Source organism: Streptomyces sp. NBC_00207 (genome assembly GCF_045160965.1).
Lineage (GTDB): Bacteria > Actinomycetota > Actinomycetes > Streptomycetales > Streptomycetaceae > Streptomyces.
In genome coordinates this window covers 1,766,063-1,788,687 of the sequence record NZ_CP130715.1, presented here as the reverse complement: position 1 = coordinate 1,788,687, position 22,625 = coordinate 1,766,063, and the positions used below count along the sequence as shown (strand labels likewise).

The following is a 22,625-nucleotide window of genomic DNA, read 5'->3' as shown; positions in this document are numbered from 1 at the left end:
CTACAGGCGCCCCGTCTCTTGCAGGTAGTCGAGCAGGGCCGTGTCGACGGAGTCGCGGAACCTCGCGAGCGTCCGCGCGTCCTCGTCGAAGCGGTAGAGGTCCTGGCAGGCGATCCAGCGGTCGCGGGTCTCCGCGCCCGGCAGATAGCCGTCGGTGACCGTTCCGACCTCCCAGTCGGGTTTGCCCGCGGTCTCCCAGCAGCTGGCCAGGGTGCCGTCCGCGCTCACCACCGCGCCGTAGCGGCCGTCGGTGTGACCGCAGGTGACACAGGTCTTGCGGACGCCGGGGCGGCCCACGGTGAAGCCCAGGTCGAGCGCCCGGCGCTGCCACCGGGTGAAGGCGGCCGAGAGTTCGCCCGTGTGCAGCAGGCTGTTGGCGTAGCCGACCCCCACGTCGCCGATCCGGGCGAAGTACAGCGTGCACCGGGCGGGGTCGAGCGCGGCGGCGAGCCGGTCGACCAGGGCGTCCACGCCGTGGAAGGTCTCCTGGGAGACGTTCACCCGCAGCGTCCACTGGAGCGGAGTGTCCTCGGAGGCCTTGGCGATGTTGCCGACGATCTTGTCGAAGGTGGCGCCGCCGTCCGCCCGGCCGACCCGGATCCGGTCGTGGTCGGCGCGGTCGCCGTCGAAGGTCACCTGGACGGACGTCAGCCCCAGGTCGGCGAGCCGGCGGGCGAGGGACGGGGTGAGCAGCGTGGCGTTGGAGATCATCCAGGCCGAGGTCGGCGCGATTCCCGCGGCCCGCTCCAGCAGTTCCAGACAGCCGCGCGGGTTGAGCAGGGGCTCCCCGCCGAAGAGGAGGATCTTGAGCTTGTCCAGGCCGGCGGCGGCCATCTGCCGCTCGGTGAAGCCCAGGATCTCGGTGATGGTCTCCGAGGTGAGGCGGGTCTGGGCGATCCGGGGCGGCCGGCTGCCGCCCGCCAGGTCCTGGGCGGTGTTCTGGAAGCAGTACCCGCAGCCCAGGTTGCAATGGGTGCTGGTGAGGACGGTCAGCGCGTAGGCGCTGATCCGGCCGGGGGTGAACATGCCGCTCTCGTGCAGCCGCTGCTCCGCATCGGGGACCAGGGCCCCGTTGGCCGTGACGTGCCGGTCGCGGAGACGGGCCACCCCGCCCGGGCCCAGGAACCACCAGTTCCGCTCGCCCTTCAGGAGGCGGGCGCCGGAGGGGAGGGGCTCGGGGGTCTCGGCGGACGTCACCGCCGGCCCCGAACCCGCGGCCCGGCTGATGCTCACGGGCCGGCCGATACTCACCACTTGGTCGATGCTCACAGGGTCTCCCGTTGGGCCGTTGCCGCTGTCAGGGCAGGCTCGAAGGTCCGGCCGCCGGTGACGACGAGCGTCATCAGCGCCACGACGAGGGTCACTTTGTAGGACTTCCGGAAGTACTCCACGGGCGTGGCGTCCGCCGGGACCCGCTCGGCGGCGGAGCGTCCGGGGATCGCTCCGTCGGAGGCCTGGGCCGCGTGGAGCATCCGCAGGCCGGCCGCGCCGGAGGGGGTGCGCCGCGGATCCGCGCCCAGGCAGTGCTGGGCGAGCAGCAGCTTGGCCGCGACGTCCCAGTCGCCGAGTCCCACGCAGTGCTCCGTCAGCCGTTCCACCACGCGCAGGGCCCGCCCCCGTTCGTCCTCGGGAAGGCGGGTGTCGCGCAGGCCGAAGTCGCTGAGGTAGAAGAGGGTGTGCGCGACCTGGCAGCCGTCCAGGTCGGCCACGGGCAGCGTAGCGGCGCGGGGGAGCGGACTTGCCTCGTACAGCTCCTCGTACGGGGCGAAGCGGTGCTCGAGGCCGGCGAGATCGGAGTAGAACCTGGCCTCCAGATGCAGGAAGGGCGGCTTCCGGCCCGGCGTCAGGTAGCTGCCGGCCGCCAGCCGGGCCGGCACGGCACGGGTCGCGTCGGTGGCGGCCCCGACGGGTGCCAGCGCCGCGTACATGAGCTCGAACTGCCGTGCGTGCCTGCTCTCGAGGGTGAGGAGCCGAGGGAAGTCGGGGCGCCGCCAGACCTGTGCGACCACCCGGGTCACCTCGGCCAGGGAGGGATCCGCGGGCGCGCACTTCTCCCAGTAGCGGCGGAGCATCGCGAGCTGCAGGAGGGCCTTCACGCGCGGGGTCACCGGCAGTTCGGCGTGTGCGGCGGGGGAGTCGAGGTAGGCCGCGTGCAGCCCGACCCACCGCCGCGCGCCCGCCGACAGGCTGCTCACGACCTCATCGAGGCCTACTGATCGCGTACTCATGGTTCTCCTTTGAGGAAACGGACGCCTCGGCCGAGGGGGCGGTGGACGCCTCGGCCGGGAAGGCGGCGGCAGCCCCGGCCGGGGGAACGGCGGACGCCCCGGCCACCCGCTCGACGATGTCGGCCGCGCGTGCCGCGCTGTCCATCGCGGCCAGCCTGCTGCCGAGCACGTGGGCGCGAGCCCGCAGGCCGTCGTCCCTCCACGCGGCCTCCAGCAGCGCCGAAGCCTCCACGGACGGGCTGTTCGGGAAGTGCACGGCCACGCCGGCCCGCAGGCAGGCGCCGGTGAGCAGGGTCTGCTCGGAGCCGTTGGGTGAGAGTGCGAGGGGCCGGCCGCGAAGGAGTGCGGCCAGCACGGGTGCGGAGGTGCCGCTGCTCAGCACGAGGCCGGCGCGGTCGACGAGCGGTTGCATCCATCGCTTGCGGACCAGCAGGATGTCGGCACCCGGGGCGGGCCGCGGGTCGGTTGAGCGGCCCTGCTCGACCACGGCCTGGAACCGGCCGCTGGTGAAGGCCTCGTTGAGCCGCGGCCACAGGCTCTTGCCCTCGAAGAAGCGGCCGAGATGGACGTAGACGACGGGCTTGCCGGACCGCGACAGGTGCTCCCCGATCGCCTCGACCTCCGCCGGGTCGGGCGTCGGTTCCCAGGACAGCGGCCCCACGTGCCGGACCCGCTCGGGTAGCTGCGCACCCGGATACTCCAGCTCCGGATCCCCGCGCAGCAGCAACACGTCGCCCAGCAGCGGTTCGTCCCCCCACCGGGAGGCACGCCCCGCCAGACCGGCCTGCTCCCGGAGGTCGGTGTGGATCCGCAGGCAGTCGTGGGTCCGGCTCTGCCGGGTGCGGCCCAGGTGCGGCTCGTCGTCGCCGCCGGCCCGGTAGTCCCACAGGTGCGCCGAGAGCCCGACCACCACCACCGGGATGTCCAGCGTCTCGGCGGCGAGCAGGGCTCCGTTGCAGAGTACGGAGGTGACCAGCAGATCGGCCCCCGTCTCCCGGGCCGCGCGTACGGTCGCCCGGTACTGCGCCGCGCCGGTCGGCCCCCACCACCTGGCGGAGAACGCCTGGCGGCCGCCGAAGTCCTCCGCCGCCGCGAACGGCAGGCCGGCATCGGCCGCGACGGTCGCTGCGGTGGAGCGGCCCAGCACACTGACGTCATGGCCCCGGCGCCGTAGTTCCCTACCGGCCGCGATCGCCGGGTAGAGGTAGCCGCCGTCACTGAGCGGGCAGAGAAGGATCTTCATGATGTGCCGCTCCCTCGGTGTGGCGGTTCCGGTGGCAGGGTGGCCGCGGGCCCCCGGCTCCGGGCAGGATCTGCCGGGAGCCGGGGGGCCCGCGCGGTGCTCAGGCCTCGATCACGAGGTCTTAGAGCTCGTGGGAGTGGTTGACGACGCAGCCGGCCTCGGCCTCTTCGTCCTCGCTGTGGGCGACGACCTCGATGTCCTCGTTCTCGGTCTCGGGGTTCGTGTTCTCGGGCATGTTCTTCTCCTTTGTCGACGGCGTCGTTTCGCCGGCTGAGAAGAAACGTACGGACGTCCGGTACGGGAACGCCTGGCCACCGGTTCGGCGCCGGTATACGCCGACCACACGGACCGGGGACGACCCCAAAACCCCGCCGCACGCCCCGCCGTGCCCCGGCGTCCGCCTGCGTCGACCTGCGGACCAACCGATCACCAGGCGTTCGTGAACCGGAAGTCTGGCGCCCGCGGGCACGATCCGGGCCATGATCCGCGCGCGGCACGAGCGCGCGGCACGAGCACGGAGGAGGAGACGTGGAACTGGCGGAGCTCATCGGCCTGCGGCCGGTGCCCTGTGGTGGCCTGCTGGTCGCGCTCACCCGCCGCTGCCCCATGAGCTGCGCACACTGCTCCACCAGCTCCTCCATGGCGGTCTCCGATCAGCCCGACCCGGAACACCTGCTGCGCTTCATCGGTTCGTTCGGCGCGCAGGACCGCCCCGAGGTGGTCATGCTGACCGGCGGCGAACCGCTGCTGTTGCCCGAACTGGCCGCTCGCCTGGCCGGTCTCGCCCGCGCCGCGGGCTCCCGCGTGGCGCTGCTCAGCGGAATGTTCTTCGCCCGTGACGGACGCGTCCCGGACCGGATCATGCGAGCGATCACGGCCCTCGACCACTTCTCGGCGAGCCTGGACGTCCACCACGAGCGCGAGGTCCCCCGCCCGGAGGTGCTGCGCGCCCTCCGGGCCGTGCTCGACGCCGGGATCCCCGCCAGCGTCCACCTCACCGGTACCGGACCCGACGACCCGTACCTGGCGGACGCCGTCGCGGACGTCCGCCGCGTCTTCGGCGGCCGGGTGCCCCTGCTCGTCAACGAGGTCCGGCCGCTCGGCCGCGCCGCGGGCCTCGTCCGGGCGACACCGGCCGGACCGGACGGCTCCCTGGCGGCGCCGTGTACCCTCGCGGCCTGGCCGGTGGTCGCCTTCGACGGGACCGTGGCCGCCTGCTGCAACCAGTGGACGGTGGACCGCCGCCCCGTTCCCGGGCACCTGCGGCTCGGACACATCGCCGAAGACGACTGGCCGGCCGTCCGCGAGCGCTCCCTCGGCTCCCCGGTGCTGCGGATGCTGCGCTCCGTCGGCCCCCAGCGGCTGCACGCCCGCTACGGGACCTCGCCCGCCCCGGCCGGCTACTGCCGCAGCTGTCACGCACTCGCCGACCGCCCCGACGTCCTCGCGGGCGCGGCCCGCGACGCCGGCGGCCGGGTCGGCGAACTCCTCGACCGGCTCAGCGCGGAGCAGCAGCTCGCCGCCGGACCCGCCGCCCTGGTGAGTCGCCTGGGCTGCGCCCGCTACGCGCACCTGGTCGAGTCGCTTCCCGCAGAGGAGAAGAGCCGTCGATGACCGCCACCGCATCCCTCGCGCTCAGGACCAAGCTCACGCCCACCACCCCCGTCCTGAGGGCCGCGACCGCGGTCCTCTGGCGGCCGGACGGACTGCGGCAGCGATACCTCCGCTACCTGGCCGCCATGCACCCGCTCGTACGGGCCTCGGTTCCGCTGCTGGAGCGGGCCGCCGAGCGGTGCGCCGAACTGGACGACCCGGCCGCGCGGAGCCTCGCGGCGTACTACACCCGCCACGCCGAGGAAGAGCGCGACCACGACACCTGGCTGCTCGAGGACCTCGCCGCCGCCGGTGCCGGGCCGGCCGCCGTGCCGCACCCCGCCGTCGTCGAACTGGCCGGGGCGCAGTACTACCGGATCGAGCACGAGCACCCCGTCACGCTGCTCGGGTACATCGCGGTCCTGGAGGGCAACGCCCCCGGGCCCCGGCTCGCCGACCGCCTCACCGAGGCCACCGGGCTCCCCGACAGCGCGTTCCGCACCCTCAGGGAACACGCCGAGCTCGACGGCGGCCACCTCGACGACCTTCACCGGGTGCTCGACGAACTCGCGCCGACCCCGGCCCGGCAGACCGCCGTCTCCGTCAGCGCGCTGCACACGGCGAACCTGCTCACCCGGCTCTTCCTCTCCCTCGCCGCCGACCCCGGAGGACACCCGTGACCGAGGACTCCATCCCGTACGACGACGCCTCGTCCGGCGATTCCCCGTCCGAGCCCACCCTGGAGGCGCTGGCCGCCGCGGGGTTCGAACTCGACGCCCTCAGCGAAGAGCAGTACGAGGTCCTGCGCGCGCTGGCCCCGGAGGAACTGGCTCTGCTCGTCGACATCAGGGGGCGGCTCGACGCGGCGGCTCCCGAGGTGCAGGCCCATGCCGACGTGGCGGGCGGCGCTCTCTTCTGACCCCGGCCGCCCCGCGGTCCCGCGTCCACCGGAGGAATCCATGCCTTGCACCTCGTGCCGGAGGGCACTGCCGCCCGACGCCCGGTTCTGCCCCTACTGCGGCAGCCCGTGCGCCCTCGGGCCGGTCACGGCCAAGCCGACCGGCCGCAAGGTGGTGACCGTCCTCTTCTGCGACCTGGTGGGTTCCACAGCGCTCTCCGGCGCACTGGACGCGGAGACCCTGCGCTCGGTGACGCTCCGCTGGTTCGACCTGATGAGGCAGCGGATCGAGGAGCAGGGCGGCACCGTGGAGAAGTTCATCGGGGACGCCGTGATGGCCGTCTTCGGCGTGCCGACCGTGCGGGAGGACGACGCCCGCCGGGCCGTCGCCGCCGCCCTGGCCATGCGGGAGGCGCTGGCCGGGCTCAACGTCCGGCTGGAGCAGGGCGTCGGCGTACGGCTGGAGATGCGCATCGGTCTCAACACCGGTCAGGCGGTGACGGGTTCGGCAACCCTGCGGCAGGCGATGGTCTCCGGCGAGGTGGTCAACGTCGCCGCGCGCCTGGAACAGAACGCCGCCGCCGGGGAGATCCTCATCGGCCCGGACACCCTGGCGGCCGCCGGGCCGGGCGTCCGGACGACGGAGACCGGCCCGCTGCTGCTCAAGGGCAAGAGCGACCGGGTCACTGGTCACCGCCTGCTCGGCCTGGACGAGGAGGAGGGCCCCGAGGCGCTGCGCCGGTTCGACCTCGCATTCATCGGGAGGAGCCGCGAACTCGCCCTGATCGAGCGGACGCTGGACCGTGTGGTGCGGACCCGCCGGGCCGATCGCCTGGTGGTCGGCGGGGAGGCGGGCCAGGGCAAGACCAGACTCGTGCGCGAGTGGCTCCACAGGGCCACGGCCACCGCCGGCGGCCCACGGCACGGCGTCGGGCGCTGCCGGGCACGTGGCGAACAGCCCAGCCTCGGACCGCTCGCCGACGCCGTGGCCGACCTGCTGAGGACCGGCGGCACGGCCCTGCCGTCGCCCGAACTCGACCTGCTCCACCAAGGCCTGCTCCTGAACGGGACGCCCAACCCGTCGCCGGCGGACACCTGCGCCGCGCTCGCCAAGGTCCTCGCCGGGCTCTCCGAAGCGGAGCCCGTGGTGCTGGTGATCGACGACTGTCACTGGGCCGCGCAGCCGCTCTTCGACGCCCTCGACCGGCTGCTGCGGGTACTCACCGACGCGGCCGTACTGATCATTCTGCTCACCCGCCCCCAACTGTTCGACGTACGACCCGAGCTGGCCTTGGGCACCGTGCCGCTCGGCGGGCTCTCCGACGCTGAGGCACAGCTCCTCGCGGCCGAGCTGACCGGGGGCGCGGCGCCCGGCGAGCCGCTCGCCCCCCAGGTCCTGGCACGGGTGGGCGGAAACCCGCTGCACCTGGAGCAGTTGCTGGCCGCGGGCGACCCGGTCGGCGCGGACAGCGTCCCGCTCCCGCTCCAGGCCCTGATCGGCGCCCGGATCGACGCGCTCGATCCGCCCGAGCACCAGGCCCTGGGCCTGGCGTCCGTCCTGGGCGGCGACTTCACCGCCGGTGAACTGACGGCGCTCGCCGGACATCCCGCGCCGGGGTGGACCGGGTCCGAGCTCCGGCCCCTGCTGCACCGGCTGGTCCGGCACCGACTGATCAGGCCGGACGGCGGGGCGTTCCGCTTCGCCGGAGGGCTGATCCAGGAGGTCGTCTACGCCAGCCAGTCCAAGCAGGACCGGGCCGACCGGCACGAACGGGCGGCCCGACTGGACTCGGTCCGGCAGCGGGGCAGCGCGGCGGTCGGGGGCCATCTGGAACAGGCGTACCGCCATCGGGTCGAGCTGGGCGCCCAGGACGCGCACACCGACGGGCTGCGCCGGCGCGCCGCCGACGCGCTCGCCGAGGCCGGGCGGCTGGCACTGGCCCACGCCGACCCCGTGTGGGCGGCCGACGTGCTGTCCAGGGCCACGGCCCGGTATGCGGCGGGCGAGCCGGGAAGCACGGCGACACGTCGCCGGCTCGGCCAGACGCTGCTGGACCTGGGGCGCGGCACGGAAGGCAGAGCGCTGCTCGAAGAGGTGCTGGCCGAGGCCCTGGCCGGCGGCGGGGAGGTGGTGGAGACCGCGCACGCCCGCCTCGCCCTGGCCTCGGTCGGCAGGTCCGCGGGGCCGGGCGAGTCGCCGGCCGAGGCCGCCGGCGCCACCCTGCCGGTCTTCGCGGCGGCCGGCGACGACCTCGGCCAGGCCAGGGCCTGCCTGCGGCTCGCTCAGCGCGCCCAGGAACAAGGCCGGCACCGGGCGGCGGAGCGACTGCTCGCCTGCGCGCTGGACCACGCCGTACGCGCCGACGCCGAGCCGGAGCGGGCCGCGGCTCTCGGCGCGTTGGGGGTCTCGCTCTGGCGCGGCCCCCAACCGGTCGCGGACGCGGTGGCCCGCTGCCGCGAGCTCCTTGCCGACCAGGGGGCCGGTCGCCGGGCCGTCCGGCTGACGCTCAACTGCCCGCTGGCGGTGGTGCTGGCCCTCCACGACGACCGTGACGGGGCCCTGGCCTGCCTCGCGGAGGCGGAGCACCTCGCGAAGAGGCTGGGCTACGCCGAGGCCGACGCCTTCCTGCCGATCTTCACCGCGACCGTGGCCGACCTGACCGGCCGCCGGGAGGAGGCGCTCCTGAGCCTGGAGCGGGCCGCCGCCGCCGCGCGGGACCTGGGCGCCACGGCGTTGCTGCGCAGTGCCCTGCTGGACGCCGCCCGCATCCGGCTGGACCTCGGCGACTGGCGTACCGCCCGCGGCACCCTCGCCGAACTGGAGGGGGAGCGGGCGCAGCCGGCCCGGCCGCGGGCCGAGTCGGCGGACCTCGACGGCCTGTGCGCCCGGATCGCCGCCGCGCGGGGGCAGGCCGCGACCGCCACCCGGCTGGCCGCCAGGGCGCTCGCCACCGCCGCCCGCACCGACTCGCCCATCGTCCAGGGCACCGCCGCCCTCGACCTCGCCCGTACCGCCCTCGCGCTGGGGCGCCCGGCCGACGCAGCCGCGGCGGCGACGCGCGCCCGCCGGCGCTTCGCGGTGAAGGGCCATCTCCCCGCCGTACGCCAGGCCGAGGCCCTGGTCTCCCGCTGCCGCATCCGCCCGCCCGGGCACGGCCCCGCCGCCGGACGAGTCACCGGAGCCGGAATGGAAGCCCCACGATGACGGCCGCGCGGCAACCGGTGCCGGCGCCCGCACTCACCTGGGGCCTGCGGGGACGGGGCCCCGCAGACGTACCCGTGGAGGCCGACGGCCCGCCCGACCCGCCCGAGACGGGCCTCCTCGGAGGTACCGGGCGCGGCGTACGCGTCTGCGTGGTCGATTCGGGTGTCGAACGGGACCACCCCATGGTCGGCCCGGTCGCACAGTCATGGCGGGTCTTCAAGGACGCCGACGGGGTCCACGTCGAGGAGACGGAGGAGGGGGACGCCTGCGGTCACGGCACCGCCTGCGCCGGGATCATCCGGCGCACCGCTCCGGACTGCGAGCTGTCCAGCATCCGGGTGCTCGGCGACCGGTTCTCCGGCAGCGGGGACGTCCTGCTCGAAGGAATCCGGTGGGCCGTGCGCCAGCGGTTCGACGTGGTGAACCTGAGCCTGTCCACCACCCACGACCGCTTCGTGGACGAGCTGCGCCGACTGGCCGACGAGGCCTACTTCCAGCAGACCGTGATCGTGGCCGCCGCGCACAACACGCGCGTGGAGAGCTTTCCCTGGCGCTTCTCCTCGGTGATCTCGGTCGGCAGCCACCAGGAGGACGACCCGGATCTCCACCTGTACAACCCCGAGCCCCCGGTGGAGTTCTTCGCCCCCGGCCAGAGGGTCCAGGTGGCGTGGCTCGGCGGCACGTCGATCCGCAGCTCCGGCAACAGCTTCGCCACCCCGTTCATCGCGGGGCTCTGCGCGCGGATCCTGTCGAGCGGCCCCCGGCTGACGCCGTTCCAGCTGAAGAACGCCCTCTACCTGTCCGCAGCCAACGTCCGTGTCCACGGACGCCGGTAACGACCGGCGCCGGAAGGGAAGCCCCATGGCTCAGACGATCGCCCCTGCCGTGTCCGCAGCACCCCGGCCCGATCCGGCGGTGGCGGAGCTCTTGCAGTCGGTGGTGGACACCGCGCGCGCCATCTTCGGCGCGCAGGCGAGCTCCATCATGCTCCTGGACGCCACGGCGGACGAGCTCATCTTCGAGGCCGTCTCCGGGCAGGGACAGGAGTTCCTGGTGGGTCGGCGGTTCCCGGCGGGCCGGGGGATCGCCGGGTGGGTCGCCGCCTCGGGGGAGCCGATGGTGGTCGACGACCTGCACGACAGTGCTTCCTTCGACCGGGACATCGCCGAGTCCACGGGCTACGTCCCGAACGCGCTGATGGCCGCCCCTCTCATCCGCGGGGACCGGATCCTCGGCGTCCTGGAGGTGCTCGACCCGTCCCCACAGGCCCGGTCCGGCCTGCCGGAGCTCGACCTGCTGGGCCTCTTCGCCCGTCAGGCCGCCGTCGCCCTGCACGTCCTGACCACCCACGCGCCCCGGCCGGCCCCGGACGACCCGGACGACCCTCCGCGCACCGAACTCCTGCGCCTGCTCTCGGAAGCCCGCCGCCTCCTCGGGGAGTGAGCGGCGCCGGCCGTCGTGTGCCGTTTCCCGGGTCAGTGGCGCGGAGCGTCTTGCCGTGTTGGCGCGGCCGGGCGGTCGACCGCCCGAGTGGTGGCTCCTCGTCGGACCCGGCTCATCACGACGACGAGGGCAGCCGCGGCGCCGTAGGCGAGGTTGCTCAGCGTCGGCTGGTGCCCGAAGGCCGGGCCGAGGACGTAGACGGCGGCGCCCGCGAGCGCGGTGCCCAGCCATTCCCAGCGGCCGTCGAGGGCGACGAGTGCGATGAGGAGCAGCACGTACCAGGAGTAGCCGGGGGTGAGGAGGACGAACGCCCAGCCGGTGACCGTGAGGGCGCCCTTCCACGGACGCCGCGGGTCCCCCCGCCACATCACGTACAGGGACAGGCCGGCGATGACGGCCACCAGGGCGGGGAACGCCCAGGTGTCGGGCAGGACCAGGCGCAGGAGCGAGTAGCGGGATCCGGCCGAGGGGTCCTCGTAGCCCTCCTCCTCGACGTAGCCGCCGAGGTAGCCGAAGACCGAGCCGTGCGAGAGGAGGACGTAGGGGAGGTAGGCGAGCACGACGAAGGCGGTGGCGGGCAGGAGGACGGCGGCCGCGTCGCGGAGGCGGCGGACCCCGGACAGGGCGCCGGGGAGGACGACGGCCGGCATCAGCTTCGTGGCGATGGCGGCGCCGATCAGTACTCCGCCCGCTGCCCGCCGGGTCGGTGAGCGGGAGGCGACGAGGCCGAGCCCGGCGATCGCGAGGAGCACGCCGAGGACGTCGACGTGCGCGTTGTTGACCGCCTCCAGAGGGACGGCCGGGCACCAGGCCCAGTACGCGGCCTTGCGCAGGTCGTCGCCGCGCCGTCGCAGGATCAGGAGGAGCACGCCCGTGACGCCGAGGGAGATCAGGGCGGCGCCCGCCTGGAGCGGCTTGTGCCGGGCACCGTCGGGGGAGAGCCGGTCCACGGCCAGGAAGTACGCCTCGGCGACGGGCGGGTAGATGGTGTGGACGGCGGGCCTGTTGATGCGGGTGCAGTGGGGTGCACTGCCGGTGTGGGGGATCGGGGCGAGGCCGGGGCCCTGGCAGGCGGCGCCCGTGGGGAAGAGCCAGGGGTCGCGCAGCCGGGCGAGCGCCGGGTCCTGGGGGGTGTGGTCGTACGGGGAGATGCCGGCGGACTGGACGCGGCCGTCCCAGGCGTAGCGGTACGAGTCGGTGCTGGTCCTGGGCGGTCCCCACAGCCCTGTCGCCGTGACGGCGACCGCCCCCGCCGCGATCAGCCACGCGACCCGGCGGGCCGGGACCCGGCGCAGTGCCAGCAGGGCCACGGCGAAGAGCGCCCAGCAGGCCGTGTACCACCAGAACAGGCCGACGGGGTCGCTGAAGTAGCCCCCGTACCGGACGGTGAGGGAGAGAACAGCCGTGAGGGCGGCGACGGCGAGGACGGCGGCGGCCGACGCAGTGCGCGGGGTAAGGGGCTTCACCTGCGGAAGCGTTGCAGGAATCGGCCCTCCGACGGCTGCGGGCGCCGCGAGCGTCCGTGTTTCGTAAGGAGTTCCGGCACCCCGCACCGGCCCCGTCGAGGGTGTGATGGGGGCATGCGTTTCACCCTGCCTCCGGGGCCGCCCGTCACCTTCAAGGCGCGCCTGCACGATGCCCGCACCGCGACCACGATCGGCCGCTGGCTCGGCCTGGCCATGGTCGTCTGCTTCGCGACCGGTGTCCTGAGCCACTACCTCCAGCACCCGCCGGGATGGCTGGCCGACCGGCTGCCGAGCCGCCCGTACTGGGGCTACCGGCTCACCCAGGGCCTGCACGTGGCCTCCGGGATCGCCGCGGTCCCCCTGCTGCTGGCCAAACTGTGGGCCGTTTACCCGCGGTTGTTCGCCTGGCCTCCGGTGCGATCGGTTCTCCACGCCCTGGAGCGCATCTCCGTGGCCGTCCTCGTCGCCGCCGCACTGTTCGAGCTGTTCACCGGGCTGCTGAACACCTTCCAGTGGTACCCCTGGCTCTTCAACTTCGTTCCCGTCCACTACGCGGTCGCCTGGCTCCTCCTGGGCTCGCTGCTCCTGCACGTCGCCGTGCAATGGCCGCAGATCCGGGCCCACTTCAGGCGCCGTTCCCCCGGAACCCTGGCCCTGCCCGAGGCCGACGGGCCGGACCGCAGGCAGCTCCTCCTCGGCGTCACGGCCGCGGTCGGAGCGGTCACGCTCACCACGGTCGGACAGTCCGTCACCGCGCTCGGCCCGCTGGAGCTGTTCGGCCCGCGCAGCCCCGCCCACGGGGTCCAGGGGCTGCCCGTGAACCGTACGGCCGCCGCGGCTCGTGTCACGGAGGCCTCGCTGACCGGCTGGCTGCTGACCGTGGACGGGCCGCGCCCGTACACCCTCACGCTGGATGAGCTGCGCGCCATGCCACAGCACGAGGTCACCCTGCCCATCGCCTGCGTCGAGGGCTGGAGCAAGTCCGCCCACTGGACCGGAGTACGGGTACGCGACCTCCTGGAGCGTGCGGGCGGTGGCCCGGGTGCGCGGGCCCGGGTGGTCTCCCTGGAGGCGGCGGGCGCCTACCGGATGATGGAGATGGGCCGCCTCTACGCGCAGGACCCGCTCACGCTGCTCGCGCTGCGGCTGAACGGCGAGGTGCTGTCCCTGGACCACGGCTACCCGGCGCGGATCATCGCCCCGAACCGGCCCGGCGTCCTGCAGACCAAGTGGGTCGGCCGACTGGAGGTCATGTGATGGGTTTCCGTTACGTGACGGGCGGGGTCGGGCTGATGTGCGCGGCCTGGGGCGGCTTTCTGCTGCTCCGGCAGCCCGAGCCGTGGCGGATCGCCGTCTGGCTCGGGGGAGCGGTCGCGGTGCACGACGGGTTCCTCGCACCGCTCGTGATCGCGATCGCCGCGCTCGCCGCCGCGGCGGGAGTGCGCCTGCGCGGGGTACCGCGTGGGGGCCTCATCGTCGCGGGTTCGGTGACGGCGGTCGCCCTGCCTCCGCTCCTGCGACCCGGCGGGGTGGCCAACCCCACCGTCCTGCCGCTCGACTACCTGCGCAACTGGCTGCTCGCCTTGGCCGCCATCGCGCTGTTCACCCTCGCCCACACCGGTGTGCGTGCCGTGCTGCGCAGGGCGCGCCGGAGCGCATGAGCAGAGCGCCGCGCGAGCATCCGCCGGGGTGGGATCCGCAGAAGTGCGGACCCCACCCCGGCGGTTCTTCGCGCAGGAGCTGTCAGCGGGTGAGGTGCACGAACTGCCGGCCCGCCGCCTGCCACGTGTCGTACGGAGTCCAGCCCGCGGCCCTCGCCTCGGCGCGCAGGGCGCGGGCACCGAGCCGGGCCCACCGGAAGGCCGTTCCCCGTCCGCCGTTGCCGTCCTCGACGGACACCTCGACGCGCTCGTCGACGTCGGCCGTGGCCACCTCGACGAGCAGGCAGCCGCCGGGTGCGGTCAGTTCGCCGGCCCGGCGCAGCAGCCCGGCAGGGTCCCCGCCGATGCCGATGTTGCCGTCGATGAGCAGGACCGTGCCCCAACCGCCCTCGCCGGGAAGCGGGTCGAACACCGACCGGCACAGGGCGCTGCCACCCGCCCGCACGGTACGGGCCACCGCCTCGGGGGTGACGTCCACGCCGAGTGCCGTGCGACCGAGCCGGGCGAGGGCGGCGACCAGACGGCCCGGGCCGCAGCCGATGTCGAGGACGGGCCCGGTGCATCGGGCCAGGACGGTGTCGTCGGCCGCGTCGGGCTCTGCGCACCACCGCTCCACTTCGAGCGGCAGCAGCCAGCCGTCGTGACGGCGGAGGTAGAGCGGGCCCCGGCCGACGCGCAGCGCGTCGGCGTACGGGTCGGCCTGCCAGGCGCGGGTGGAGGGTTCGGTGAGCTGTGCGGTCATCGTGTCACCGCGCACAGGCCGGAGTGCAGGGCGGCGAAACGGGTCCGAGGTGCGGCCGCGGCGACCCGCTTCGCGTCGGCGGGTGTGTCCACGTCGCACAGCTCGGGCAGATCCCTTACGGCCAGCCCCGCATCGCTCAGCCGGCGCCGCTGGATCTCACCCGTGTGCACCACGGACATCGGCACGCCGAGGAGGAGGTCCGGGTCGGGAGCGGCCAGGCCGAGTGCCCAGAACCCCCCGTCGTCGGCCGGCCCGAACCAGGCGTCCGCCTCCGTGAAGTCGAGTCCGGACGCGAGGAGGCCGGGAGTGACCTGCGGGGTGTCCATCCCGATGAGCAGGGCCGGCCCGTCGGTCAGCGCGAACGCGGCGGCCAGCCGGGCGTCCAGGCCGCCCGTGCACTGCGGGACGACCTCGATCCCCTCCGGCAGCCAGGGTCCCGGCTCTCCGTCCAGGACCAGGACACGGCGCCGGGCCGGGGTGGCCAGGACCGCGGCGAGGGTGTCCTGCAGCGAGGCGAGGGCCAGATCCGCCGCCTGCTGCGGGGTGAACACCGGAGTCAGACGGGTCTTCACGCGGCCTGCGACCGGGGCCTTGGCGATGACGAGGAGGGTGCTCATGCCGAAGTCCCCCCGGCCGGTGCGGGTCGGGTGCCCGGTGGCTCGGCCAGTACCCGGCGCATGTCCCGCACCGCGTGCCACGTACCCCGCCAGGTTCCGGTGACCTTGGACTTCCCCGACCGGGGCAGGTAGGGGATGTCCGTCTCGGCCACTCGCCAGCCCGCATCGGCGGCCCGTACGACCATCTGGAGCGGGTAGCCGCTGCGCCGGTCCGTCAGCTCCAGGCCGAGCAGCGCCTCGCGGCGCGCGACCCGCATCGGGCCGAGGTCGTGCAGCCGGAGTGCGGTGCGGCGGCGCAGCATCCGGGACAGGGCGAAGTTCCCCGCCCGGGCGTGGGCGGGCCATGCGCCGCGCCCCTGCGGGCGCCGTCGGCCCAGCAGAAGGTCCGCTTCGCCGGCCGCGACCCGCTCGGCCATGGATCCGAGCAGACCGGGGTCCATGGAGGCGTCACAGTCGCAGAAGCAGACCAGCTCGGCGCGCGCGGCGAGCAGCCCGGCGTGGCAGGCGGCCCCGAAGCCGCGCCGGGGCTCGTGCACGACGGTGGCGCCGAGGGAGCTGGCGATGTCCGCGGAGCCGTCGGTGGAGCCGTTGTCGACGACGATGGCCCGCCATCCGGCCGGCACCCGCGCCAGCACCCAGGGCAGGGCCTCCGCCTCGTCGAGGCACGGCAGTACGAGGTCCGCGCGGGGCGGACGACAAGCAGAAGAAGTCACCCTCCACACCGTAGGAACCGGAAGGCGAGGAAAGGCGCCCGCAGACCTTACGAAATGCGGACGCCGCGTCGCACGGGGCGGACCGGGGTCCACCCCGGGACGCAGCGATGACACTCTGGAGGCATGGCACCCAGCAACGAAGCCGACCCCGGTCCCTCCCACGGCGACGTCACGGGCCGCGTTCTCGTGGTGGACGACGATCCGACCGTCTCGGAGGTCGTGGCCGGATATCTGGAGCGGGCCGGCTACACCGTGGAACGTGCCGCGGACGGCCCGGCCGCCCTCGATGCCGCCGCCCGGCACCGGCCGGACCTCGTCGTCCTCGACCTCATGCTGCCCGGCATGGACGGCCTGGAGGTCTGCCGCCGGCTGCGGGCCCGGGCGGACGGGAGGCCTTCCGTACCCGTGGTCATGCTCACCGCGCGCGGCGACGAGGACGACCGGATCCTGGGCCTGGAGGTGGGCGCGGACGACTACGTGACCAAACCCTTCAGCCCGCGCGAGCTGGTCCTGCGCGTGCGGTCGGTCCTGCGCAGGGCGTCCTCGGCAGCTCCCGCCGGCGAGCCGCGCCTGATGGCGGCCGGCCTGGCGGTGGACCCCGCCGCCCGCCGGGCGACGCGGGACGGAGCGGAACTGCCCCTCACATTGAGGGAGTTCGACCTCCTCGTCTACTTCCTGCGGCACCCCGGGCAGGTCTGCGACCGGGAGCGGCTGATGCGCGAGGTCTGGGGCTGGGACTTCGGCGACCTCTCCACCGTCACCGTGCACGTCCGCAGGCTACGGAGCAAGATCGAGAAGGATCCGGCCGATCCGCAGCTGATCCGGACGGTCTGGGGCGCCGGATACCGCTTCGAGGCAGGCCCGTACGCGTCCGACCGGCCGACGGCCGGAGCCGGGACACGGGCGGAGGACGGCCGTGCGTGACCTGCTGCTGATCGCCCTGTACGCCTTCCTCGGCGCGGCAGCCGCCGGGCTGTTCGGCGCCGTCGCGCTGCGGGTCCTGCGCCGGCGGAGCGTCGCCGTGTCCCTCGCGGTCGTCGCGGCGGTCGCCGTGTCCGCGATGCTCACCGGGACGCTCGCGGTCGCCTGGGCGATGTTCCTGTCCTCCCACGACCTCGCCGTGGTGACCACGGTCGTCGCGATGGCAGCCGCCGTGTCGCTCGGCACCGCCCTGCTGCTGGGCCGCCAGGTCGTGCTGCGCTGCCGGGAACTCGTCGGTGCGGCGCATGATTTCGGGGAGGCGGGCACCTTCACGGCTCCCACCGTGCCGGCGCCCGCCGAACTCGCGGCGCTGAGCCGCGAACTGGCCCTCACCAGCGAGCGCCTGGTGGCCTCACGTGAACGCGAGCGGGCCCTGGAGACCTCCAGGCGGGAGCTCGTGGCCTGGATCTCGCACGACCTGCGGACCCCGCTGGCCGGGCTGCGCGCCATGTCGGAGGCGCTCGAGGACGGCATGGCGGCCGATCCGGCCCGCTACCACCAGCAGATGCGCGCCGAGGTGGAACGCCTCAACTCCATGGTCACCGACCTGTTCGAGCTGTCCCGGATCCACGCCGGGGCGCTCTCCCTCAGCCCCACCCGGATGTCCCTCTACGACCTGGTGGGCGACGCGCTGGCGGGCGCCGACGCCCTGGCCCGCGAACACCGGGTACGGCTGGCGGGCGGGGGCGTCGCCCCGCTCCCGGTGGAGGTGGACGGCAAGGAGATGACCCGGGTGCTGTCCAACCTGCTGGTCAACGCCATCCGCCACACCCCGGCCGACGGCACCGTCGCGATCGCCGCCGAACGCCGCGCGGACGCGGTGGTGCTGTCCGTCACCGATGCCTGCGGCGGCATCCCGGAGGAGGACCTGCCCCGCGTCTTCGACACGGGCTGGCGCGGCTCCCAGGCGCGTACGCCTCCGTCGGGCGCCGGCCTGGGCCTGGCCATCGTCCGCGGCATCGTCGAGGCCCACTCCGGCCACGCCGACGTCCACAACGTCCCCGGCGGCTGCCGCTTCGAACTGACCCTCCCGGCCCCTGCGTAGGCCGTGTCGCGCGGACCCCGGAGTCGCCGCTCTGCAGCAGACCGAGGGCTGCAGCGCCACGGACGAGGACACCCGGAAGCCGAAGCTCGTCGAGCACGACGAGCACGACGAGCACGACGAGCTCAGCCGACAGCCCCCGCCGATGCGCGCTGTCCGGCCCGCGCGAACTCGGCCATTCCTTCGGCGAAGCCGACCGCAGGACGCCAGCCCAGCTCGTTGCGCAGCCGGGTGGAGTCGGCGGTGATGTGCCGTACGTCGCCCAGGCGGAACTCGCCCGTGACCAGCGGTGCCGGTCCGCCGTGCGCCGAGGCGAGTTCCGAAGCCATCTCTCCCACCGTGTGCGGATCCCCGCTGCCGGTGTTGTACGCGCTCAGCCGTCCGGCAGACATACCGCCGACCGCCTCCAGCGCCACCACGTTCGCCGAGGCCACGTCCGAGACATGGACGAAGTCGCGCCGCTGCCGACCGTCCTCGAAGACCCGTGGGGCCTCACCCCTGGCGAGCGCGGACCGGAAGAACGAAGCCACCCCGGCGTAGGGGGTGTCGCGCGGCATCCCCGGCCCGTACACGTTGTGGTAGCGCAGCGACACCGCACTGCCCTCCGTGCACCGGGCCCAGTTCGCCGCCAGGTGCTCCTGGGCCAGTTTCGTCGTCGCGTACACGTTCCGCGGATCGGTCGGCGCGTCCTCGCCGACCAGGCCCGGCGCGAGCTCGGCTCCGCAGTCGGGGCAGCGCGGCTCGAAACACCCTGTCGTGAGGTCCTGGGTCCGCCGCGCCCCGGGGCGTACCGTTCCGTGCCGCTCGCAGGTGTACCGGCCCTCTCCGTAGACCACCATCGACCCGGCGAGCACGAGTTCCCGGACCGAGGCGGCCGCCATCTCCGCCAGCAGCACCGCCGTCCCGAGGTCGTTGCAGCCGACGTACTCGGGGGCGTCGGCGAAGTCCTTCCCGAGGCCGACCATCGCCGCCTGGTGGCACACCGCGTCCACTCCGCTCAGCGCCGCCCGGACCGCGTCGGCGTCCCGTACGTCTGCGCGCACAAACTCGGCGTCGGGCAGGGGCGGTGTGCCGGGGTGGGCGGCGGGCAGCAGGGCATCGAGGACGACGGGGACGTGCCCGCGGGCCTTGAGGGCGGTGACGATGTGGGAGCCGATGAACCCGGCCCCTCCGGTGACGAGTACGCGCATGCCCAGGACGCTACGCAGTGCCGAACCCCGCGGCGGGCTCCCACGCGTGCACGTAAGACTTCCGTCATACGAGAGCCGCGGGATCCGCCGGAGTGGCGCTGGGGGCCGGGGTCAGTGCCCGTCGCCCTGGTCGGGGCCCGTCCAGTCGAAGGTGATGTGTTTGCTGGACCGGCCCTCCCTGCTCCAGTGGAAGCCGAAGGCATCGGCGCGGTCCGCCGTCGAGCGGCCCCAGGTCGCGACCTGCCCCGGCCCGGTCTCCGAGCCCGGCAGGTTGGTCGACTGGACCCGGGCGCCGTCAGGTGTCGTCGGTCCGGTCAGTGCCACGGCGCTCGCCTCGACCCGGCCGGGGATCGTGGCGCGCCAGCTGCCGAGGTCCTCGTCGACCTCGATCCGGATCGGGGCGAAGTCCATGCCCCGCATCTCGGCGTCCATCATGCCCACCATCTCGGCGGGCCAGCTTCCGGCCTGGCCGCCGAAGATCATCTGAAGGGCTTCGCGCTGCGCATCGTCGGCGCGCTCGTCGAGGAAGACGGCCGCGTACGTATCGGTGTGCTCGGCCCACACGTTGCCGACGAAGGAGCCGAGCATCAGTACGTTGAGGCCGTCCAGGCGCACCTCACCGTAGTTACCCTCGCGTATGTGCCAGGCCAGGACACCGTCGCATTCGCCGTCGGTGGGCAGCTGGGCGAAAGAACAAGGGCAGGGAACACTGCACCTGCACGTATCGAACCAGTCACCGGCCGTGTGCCATCTCGGAACAGTCGCCGTCGTCTCGGACATCTCATCGCCTCCTGATGGCCCGCACGGGCAAGAACCGCCTGGTCGGCAAGGCCACGCCGGACGCCAACACCGGAGCTCGGTGGAACCTCGCCTTCAATTCTCCTCCTGCTGCCACGTGGGCAACAGCCCGGGAGCTGCCTCAGCCGGTCCGGCCTGTCCAGCCGGTCATCTGGTCCATGGACGGACCGGACATCTCCAGGCCGGGCAGCAGCCAGTCCTGGAAGGGGGCGAGCACGGCCAGGACGAGGAAGACGAAGCCGACGGCCCAGGCCAGCCAGGGCCCTTGCCGCCAGAGCTTTTCCAGGAAGATCAGCGCCGCGAGTACGGCCATCGCGGCCAGGTTCATGACGCCGAGCGGGATCAGGACGATCATCAGGCCCCAGCAGCATCCGACGCAGTAGAGCCCGTGATGCGCACCGACCCGCAGGTCCTTGGCCCAGGGACGGAAGCGCGAGTACTGGACCAGCTGGAACATCGGGTTGCGGCAGTGCCGCAGGCAGACGCTTTTCAGCGGCCCGAACTGCTGAACCGCCGCGAGGAGGAAGGCGGTGGCGCCGATCCAGCGGCCCGCCCCGGGGTTGCGGTCCACGAGGTGTCCGGTCGCGGCCAGTGCGGCGTACACGAGCAGGCCGAAGGCGGTCCAGGCGAGGAGGTAGCCGCTGACGAACGCGGCGATCCGCAGGGTGCGGCCGGGGCCGACCGCACGGCGGTTGATCCCGCGGACCCAGGTGATGGCGACGGGTGCCACGGAAGGCAGCATCATCGCCGCCATCATGACGACCCACAGCAGCAGGAAGAGGGGCAGCGCCAGGCCCATGGTGCCGGGCTCCATCCCCATGTGACGGGCCTGGCCGATGGTGAGCACCCACGCCAGGGCGGCCAGCAGCACCATCAGCACCCACGCGACCGCCAGATCACGCGCGGGCAGCAGGACTCCCGGCCGCGTAGGTGCCGGAGGTGCCAGGCGAAGGTGCGGCATGGAACGCCTCCCAAGGACGCGAGCTGCCCTCTCCAGCAGATCACAGAACCGGAAGGCCCAAAACCGGGAGGCCGGCCGAAGGCGTCGCCGGCGGATCCCCGGCGACCTGCCCGCGGATCAGCGGTGCAGGGGCTGGGGCTGGGGCTGGAAACGCTGCAGCCGCGGCCGGTCGGAGACGACGAAGACCGGCGGTTCGACCTCGCCCTCGAAGGTCCGCCGCCGCGCGTACGGTGGACGTAGGGCCGGACCGCCGGTGCAGCCGTACCGGTACGCCGGTGCAGTCGCCGAGGCAGCCGATGCGGGAGACCGCCCACCGCGATGGGGTGTTCTCCTCCCGCACAGGAGAGAAGGGCCATGCGCGAGCACAGGGTCGGCACGCAAGAGGAGTTCGAGGCAGCCCGAGACGAACTGCTCGCGCAGGAGAAGGAGCTCACGCGGCGCAGCGACGAGCTCGCGCGCAAGCGGAGGGACCTTCCGTGGGTGCGGGTCGAGAAGGACTACCGCTTCGAGACCGAGGGCGGGACCAGGTCGCTCGCGGACCTCTTCGCGGGGCGCTCGCAGCTGCTCGTCTACCACTTCATGTTCGGCCCGCCGTACGAGGCCGGATGCCCGGTGTGCTCCTCGATCGCGGACACGCTCGACCCCAACGCGGTCCACATCAAGGCCCGTGACGTGACGCTGGTCTGCTCCTCGCGGGCGCCGGTCGACAAGCTCCTCGCCTACCGGGAGCGGATGGGCTGGAGCTTCGACTGGGTCTGCGCGGGCGGCAGTGACTTCCACCGCGACCTCGGCTTCCAGTACACGGAGGAGGAGCTGAAGCCGTTCCTCCAGGGCGAGGTTCCGGCGACCGTGAGTCAGATGGCGGAGGCCTGCGGCACGGACGTGCTCGGCTACGTCACCGAGGGCCCCGGGCTGAGCTGCTACGCGCTGTCGGACGGCGCCGTCTACCGGACGTACGCCACCACCGCCCGCGGCCTGGAGCCGGCCATGGCCTACTACGGCCTCCTCGACCGCACGCCGCTGGGCCGCCACGAGGAGGGCGAGGAGACTCACTGGCTGCGCCGCCACGACGAGTACGAAAAGACCTGAGAGAGCGGCCTGATCTGATGCCTCCGGGGCGTGGCGGTCGCAGCCGCCCATGCCGGGATGCGCGATGTGGGACTGCCGCCCGTGCCGCCGCTCTTCGCGGAGTGCTCCGGGCCGTGACCGCCGGTTGCGGAGCGTCCTCCGGGGGTGGTTCCGAGCACGGGTGAGTTCGCCGGGACCATCTGCCCGGGTCCCCGAACGTACGGAGACCGTCGCATCGCATGATCGACCAGGGGGCTGCCGGAGAGCGGGTTCCGGCCGCCGGATATGGTCTCGGCATGGTCACGGGCCGGGCAGTGTCGAGCACGAGGCGGAGCCGCCGCACGGCGGATCCGCTGCGGGTGCTGTGGCTGGCCGCCCTGCTGTTCGCCCTCCTCTACACCCACGCCGCAGGAGCCGACAGTGCCTCCGCGCACGTCACCGGCGGGGCCGCCACCGTGCCCCACGCGGCGTCCGCCGAGGTCGCCGGGACCCACCACCCTGGCGATGAGGGGCCTAGCGGGACAGACGGCGACACCGGGCACTCACACTCCGCCGAGGCATGCGCTTCCGGCCATCCGGAGCACGGCTGCGATCTGCCGTGCCCGCACCTCGTTCCCCTGGAAGAGCTGACCCCTGCCTTTGCCGCGATGCGGCCGCAGCTCTGGGCCCCGACGCTTCCGTCCGGTCTTCCGCCCTGGCGGAGTTCCCTCAGTTCCGTGGTGCAGCAGGTATAGGCCCGTCCGGACGCTCTGTCCTGACCTGCCCTGACTCTCATC

22 protein-coding genes are annotated in these 22,625 nt (G+C 73.8%); 12 read left to right on the top strand and 10 right to left on the bottom strand.

All coding sequences use genetic code 11. The annotated features are described in order from the left end of the window. From OG472_RS08825 to OG472_RS08815, 3 genes are read right to left on the bottom strand one after another with little or no spacing between them, the layout of a single operon-like run. Entirely contained in the window at window positions 1–1,227 is a 1,227-nt protein-coding gene (locus OG472_RS08825) for a radical SAM protein (protein WP_405943155.1), read from the bottom strand. 38 nt (window positions 1,228–1,265) lie between these two features. Then, window positions 1,266–2,228, bottom strand: a complete 963-nt coding sequence (locus OG472_RS08820; protein WP_405941262.1) for a DUF6895 family protein — start codon at window positions 2,226–2,228, stop codon at window positions 1,266–1,268. After that, window positions 2,200–3,471, bottom strand: coding sequence for a glycosyltransferase (locus tag OG472_RS08815; RefSeq protein ID WP_405941261.1), 1,272 nt, complete (start codon window positions 3,469–3,471; stop codon window positions 2,200–2,202). Before OG472_RS08815 ends, OG472_RS08820 begins: the two co-directional genes overlap by 29 nt. Before the next feature lie 528 nt (window positions 3,472–3,999). Between OG472_RS08815 and OG472_RS08810 the strand changes: the two genes are divergently transcribed. From OG472_RS08810 to OG472_RS08785, 6 genes are read left to right on the top strand one after another with little or no spacing between them, the layout of a single operon-like run. Continuing rightward, window positions 4,000–5,085, top strand: coding sequence for a radical SAM protein (locus OG472_RS08810; RefSeq protein ID WP_405941260.1), 1,086 nt, complete (start codon window positions 4,000–4,002; stop codon window positions 5,083–5,085). Further along, a complete protein-coding gene (locus tag OG472_RS08805; RefSeq protein WP_401604333.1) occupies window positions 5,082–5,744 on the top strand; it encodes a hypothetical protein in 663 nt (220 codons plus the stop codon). Before OG472_RS08810 ends, OG472_RS08805 begins: the two co-directional genes overlap by 4 nt. Window positions 5,745–5,755: 11 nt before the next feature. Further along, window positions 5,756–5,983, top strand: a complete 228-nt coding sequence (locus tag OG472_RS08800) for an aroma-sacti cluster domain-containing protein (protein WP_401604563.1) — start codon at window positions 5,756–5,758, stop codon at window positions 5,981–5,983. Between the two features lie 40 nt (window positions 5,984–6,023). Next, on the top strand, window positions 6,024–9,167 hold the full coding sequence (locus OG472_RS08795; protein ID WP_405941259.1) for an adenylate/guanylate cyclase domain-containing protein: 3,144 nt from the start codon (window positions 6,024–6,026) through the stop codon (window positions 9,165–9,167). Then, window positions 9,164–10,003 carry a S8 family peptidase gene (locus OG472_RS08790; protein ID WP_401604327.1) on the top strand — a complete coding sequence of 280 codons (840 nt, stop codon included), beginning with the start codon at window positions 9,164–9,166 and terminating at the stop codon, window positions 10,001–10,003. Before OG472_RS08795 ends, OG472_RS08790 begins: the two co-directional genes overlap by 4 nt. A gap of 25 nt (window positions 10,004–10,028) precedes the next feature. Next, complete coding sequence (locus tag OG472_RS08785) at window positions 10,029–10,610, top strand: GAF domain-containing protein (protein ID WP_401604325.1); 582 nt, start codon at window positions 10,029–10,031, stop codon at window positions 10,608–10,610. Between the two features lie 32 nt (window positions 10,611–10,642). Here OG472_RS08785 and OG472_RS08780 read toward each other — a convergent pair whose 3' ends face one another. Continuing rightward, window positions 10,643–12,076, bottom strand: coding sequence for a glycosyltransferase family 87 protein (locus tag OG472_RS08780; protein ID WP_405941258.1), 1,434 nt, complete (start codon window positions 12,074–12,076; stop codon window positions 10,643–10,645). A gap of 114 nt (window positions 12,077–12,190) precedes the next feature. Here OG472_RS08780 and OG472_RS08775 point away from each other — a divergent pair, with 114 nt between their 5' ends. Further along, the gene (locus OG472_RS08775; protein WP_405941257.1) at window positions 12,191–13,333 is read left to right on the top strand and encodes a molybdopterin-dependent oxidoreductase; all 1,143 of its coding nucleotides are present in this window, start codon (window positions 12,191–12,193) and stop codon (window positions 13,331–13,333) included. After that, window positions 13,333–13,737, top strand: coding sequence for a hypothetical protein (locus OG472_RS08770; protein WP_401604318.1), 405 nt, complete (start codon window positions 13,333–13,335; stop codon window positions 13,735–13,737). Before OG472_RS08775 ends, OG472_RS08770 begins: the two co-directional genes overlap by 1 nt. Window positions 13,738–13,819: 82 nt before the next feature. Here OG472_RS08770 and OG472_RS08765 read toward each other — a convergent pair whose 3' ends face one another. Genes OG472_RS08765 through OG472_RS08755 form a run of 3 tightly spaced genes read right to left on the bottom strand, consistent with a single transcriptional unit; the run spans window position 13,820 to window position 15,809 of the window. Then, entirely contained in the window at window positions 13,820–14,479 is a 660-nt protein-coding gene (locus tag OG472_RS08765; protein WP_405941256.1) for a methyltransferase domain-containing protein, read from the bottom strand. Next, window positions 14,476–15,096, bottom strand: coding sequence for a DUF2064 domain-containing protein (locus OG472_RS08760; RefSeq protein WP_405941255.1), 621 nt, complete (start codon window positions 15,094–15,096; stop codon window positions 14,476–14,478). Before OG472_RS08760 ends, OG472_RS08765 begins: the two co-directional genes overlap by 4 nt. Then, on the bottom strand, window positions 15,093–15,809 hold the full coding sequence (locus tag OG472_RS08755; RefSeq protein WP_401604309.1) for a glycosyltransferase family 2 protein: 717 nt from the start codon (window positions 15,807–15,809) through the stop codon (window positions 15,093–15,095). Before OG472_RS08755 ends, OG472_RS08760 begins: the two co-directional genes overlap by 4 nt. A gap of 123 nt (window positions 15,810–15,932) precedes the next feature. On the opposite strand from OG472_RS08755, the gene OG472_RS08750 reads away from it, so the two are divergent. Continuing rightward, window positions 15,933–16,733 (top strand): response regulator transcription factor, encoded by an 801-nt coding sequence (locus tag OG472_RS08750; RefSeq protein WP_405941254.1) that lies wholly within the window; start codon window positions 15,933–15,935, stop codon window positions 16,731–16,733. Further along, the gene (locus OG472_RS08745; RefSeq protein WP_405941253.1) at window positions 16,726–17,835 is read left to right on the top strand and encodes a sensor histidine kinase; all 1,110 of its coding nucleotides are present in this window, start codon (window positions 16,726–16,728) and stop codon (window positions 17,833–17,835) included. Before OG472_RS08750 ends, OG472_RS08745 begins: the two co-directional genes overlap by 8 nt. A 122-nt stretch (window positions 17,836–17,957) precedes the next feature. Here OG472_RS08745 and OG472_RS08740 read toward each other — a convergent pair whose 3' ends face one another. From OG472_RS08740 to OG472_RS08730, 3 genes are all read right to left on the bottom strand, one after another. Beyond that, window positions 17,958–19,022 carry an NAD-dependent epimerase/dehydratase family protein gene (locus tag OG472_RS08740; RefSeq protein ID WP_405941252.1) on the bottom strand — a complete coding sequence of 355 codons (1,065 nt, stop codon included), beginning with the start codon at window positions 19,020–19,022 and terminating at the stop codon, window positions 17,958–17,960. Between the two features lie 111 nt (window positions 19,023–19,133). After that, on the bottom strand, window positions 19,134–19,802 hold the full coding sequence (locus tag OG472_RS08735) for a DUF1326 domain-containing protein (RefSeq protein WP_401604300.1): 669 nt from the start codon (window positions 19,800–19,802) through the stop codon (window positions 19,134–19,136). Window positions 19,803–19,941: 139 nt separating this feature from the next. Further along, window positions 19,942–20,781 (bottom strand): DUF2182 domain-containing protein, encoded by an 840-nt coding sequence (locus tag OG472_RS08730; RefSeq protein WP_405941251.1) that lies wholly within the window; start codon window positions 20,779–20,781, stop codon window positions 19,942–19,944. Window positions 20,782–21,135: 354 nt separating this feature from the next. Here OG472_RS08730 and OG472_RS08725 point away from each other — a divergent pair, with 354 nt between their 5' ends. Both OG472_RS08725 and OG472_RS08720 read left to right on the top strand, forming a co-directional pair. Further along, the gene (locus OG472_RS08725) at window positions 21,136–21,870 is read left to right on the top strand and encodes a DUF899 domain-containing protein (RefSeq protein WP_401604295.1); all 735 of its coding nucleotides are present in this window, start codon (window positions 21,136–21,138) and stop codon (window positions 21,868–21,870) included. A gap of 218 nt (window positions 21,871–22,088) precedes the next feature. After that, window positions 22,089–22,583 (top strand): hypothetical protein, encoded by a 495-nt coding sequence (locus tag OG472_RS08720; protein WP_401604293.1) that lies wholly within the window; start codon window positions 22,089–22,091, stop codon window positions 22,581–22,583. The last annotated feature ends 42 nt before the right edge of the window (window positions 22,584–22,625 follow it).

What these genes read in the sequence shown, in the direction of transcription:
- OG472_RS08785 (WP_401604325.1), top strand. Translation starts at nt 10,029, where the DNA reads ATGGCTCAGACGATCGCCCCTGCCGTGTCCGCAGCACCCCGGCCCGAT.
- OG472_RS08775 (WP_405941257.1), top strand. Translation starts at nt 12,191, where the DNA reads ATGCGTTTCACCCTGCCTCCGGGGCCGCCCGTCACCTTCAAGGCGCGC.
- OG472_RS08820 (WP_405941262.1), bottom strand. Translation starts at nt 2,228, where the DNA reads ATGAGTACGCGATCAGTAGGCCTCGATGAGGTCGTGAGCAGCCTGTCG.
- OG472_RS08730 (WP_405941251.1), bottom strand. Translation starts at nt 20,781, where the DNA reads ATGCCGCACCTTCGCCTGGCACCTCCGGCACCTACGCGGCCGGGAGTC.
- OG472_RS08770 (WP_401604318.1), top strand. Translation starts at nt 13,333, where the DNA reads ATGGGTTTCCGTTACGTGACGGGCGGGGTCGGGCTGATGTGCGCGGCC.
- OG472_RS08790 (WP_401604327.1), top strand. Translation starts at nt 9,164, where the DNA reads ATGACGGCCGCGCGGCAACCGGTGCCGGCGCCCGCACTCACCTGGGGC.
- OG472_RS08735 (WP_401604300.1), bottom strand. Translation starts at nt 19,802, where the DNA reads ATGTCCGAGACGACGGCGACTGTTCCGAGATGGCACACGGCCGGTGAC.
- OG472_RS08725 (WP_401604295.1), top strand. Translation starts at nt 21,136, where the DNA reads ATGCGCGAGCACAGGGTCGGCACGCAAGAGGAGTTCGAGGCAGCCCGA.
- OG472_RS08765 (WP_405941256.1), bottom strand. Translation starts at nt 14,479, where the DNA reads ATGACCGCACAGCTCACCGAACCCTCCACCCGCGCCTGGCAGGCCGAC.
- OG472_RS08805 (WP_401604333.1), top strand. Translation starts at nt 5,082, where the DNA reads ATGACCGCCACCGCATCCCTCGCGCTCAGGACCAAGCTCACGCCCACC.
- OG472_RS08750 (WP_405941254.1), top strand. Translation starts at nt 15,933, where the DNA reads ATGGCACCCAGCAACGAAGCCGACCCCGGTCCCTCCCACGGCGACGTC.
- OG472_RS08795 (WP_405941259.1), top strand. Translation starts at nt 6,024, where the DNA reads ATGCCTTGCACCTCGTGCCGGAGGGCACTGCCGCCCGACGCCCGGTTC.
- OG472_RS08720 (WP_401604293.1), top strand. Translation starts at nt 22,089, where the DNA reads ATGATCGACCAGGGGGCTGCCGGAGAGCGGGTTCCGGCCGCCGGATAT.
- OG472_RS08815 (WP_405941261.1), bottom strand. Translation starts at nt 3,471, where the DNA reads ATGAAGATCCTTCTCTGCCCGCTCAGTGACGGCGGCTACCTCTACCCG.
- OG472_RS08740 (WP_405941252.1), bottom strand. Translation starts at nt 19,022, where the DNA reads ATGCGCGTACTCGTCACCGGAGGGGCCGGGTTCATCGGCTCCCACATC.
- OG472_RS08760 (WP_405941255.1), bottom strand. Translation starts at nt 15,096, where the DNA reads ATGAGCACCCTCCTCGTCATCGCCAAGGCCCCGGTCGCAGGCCGCGTG.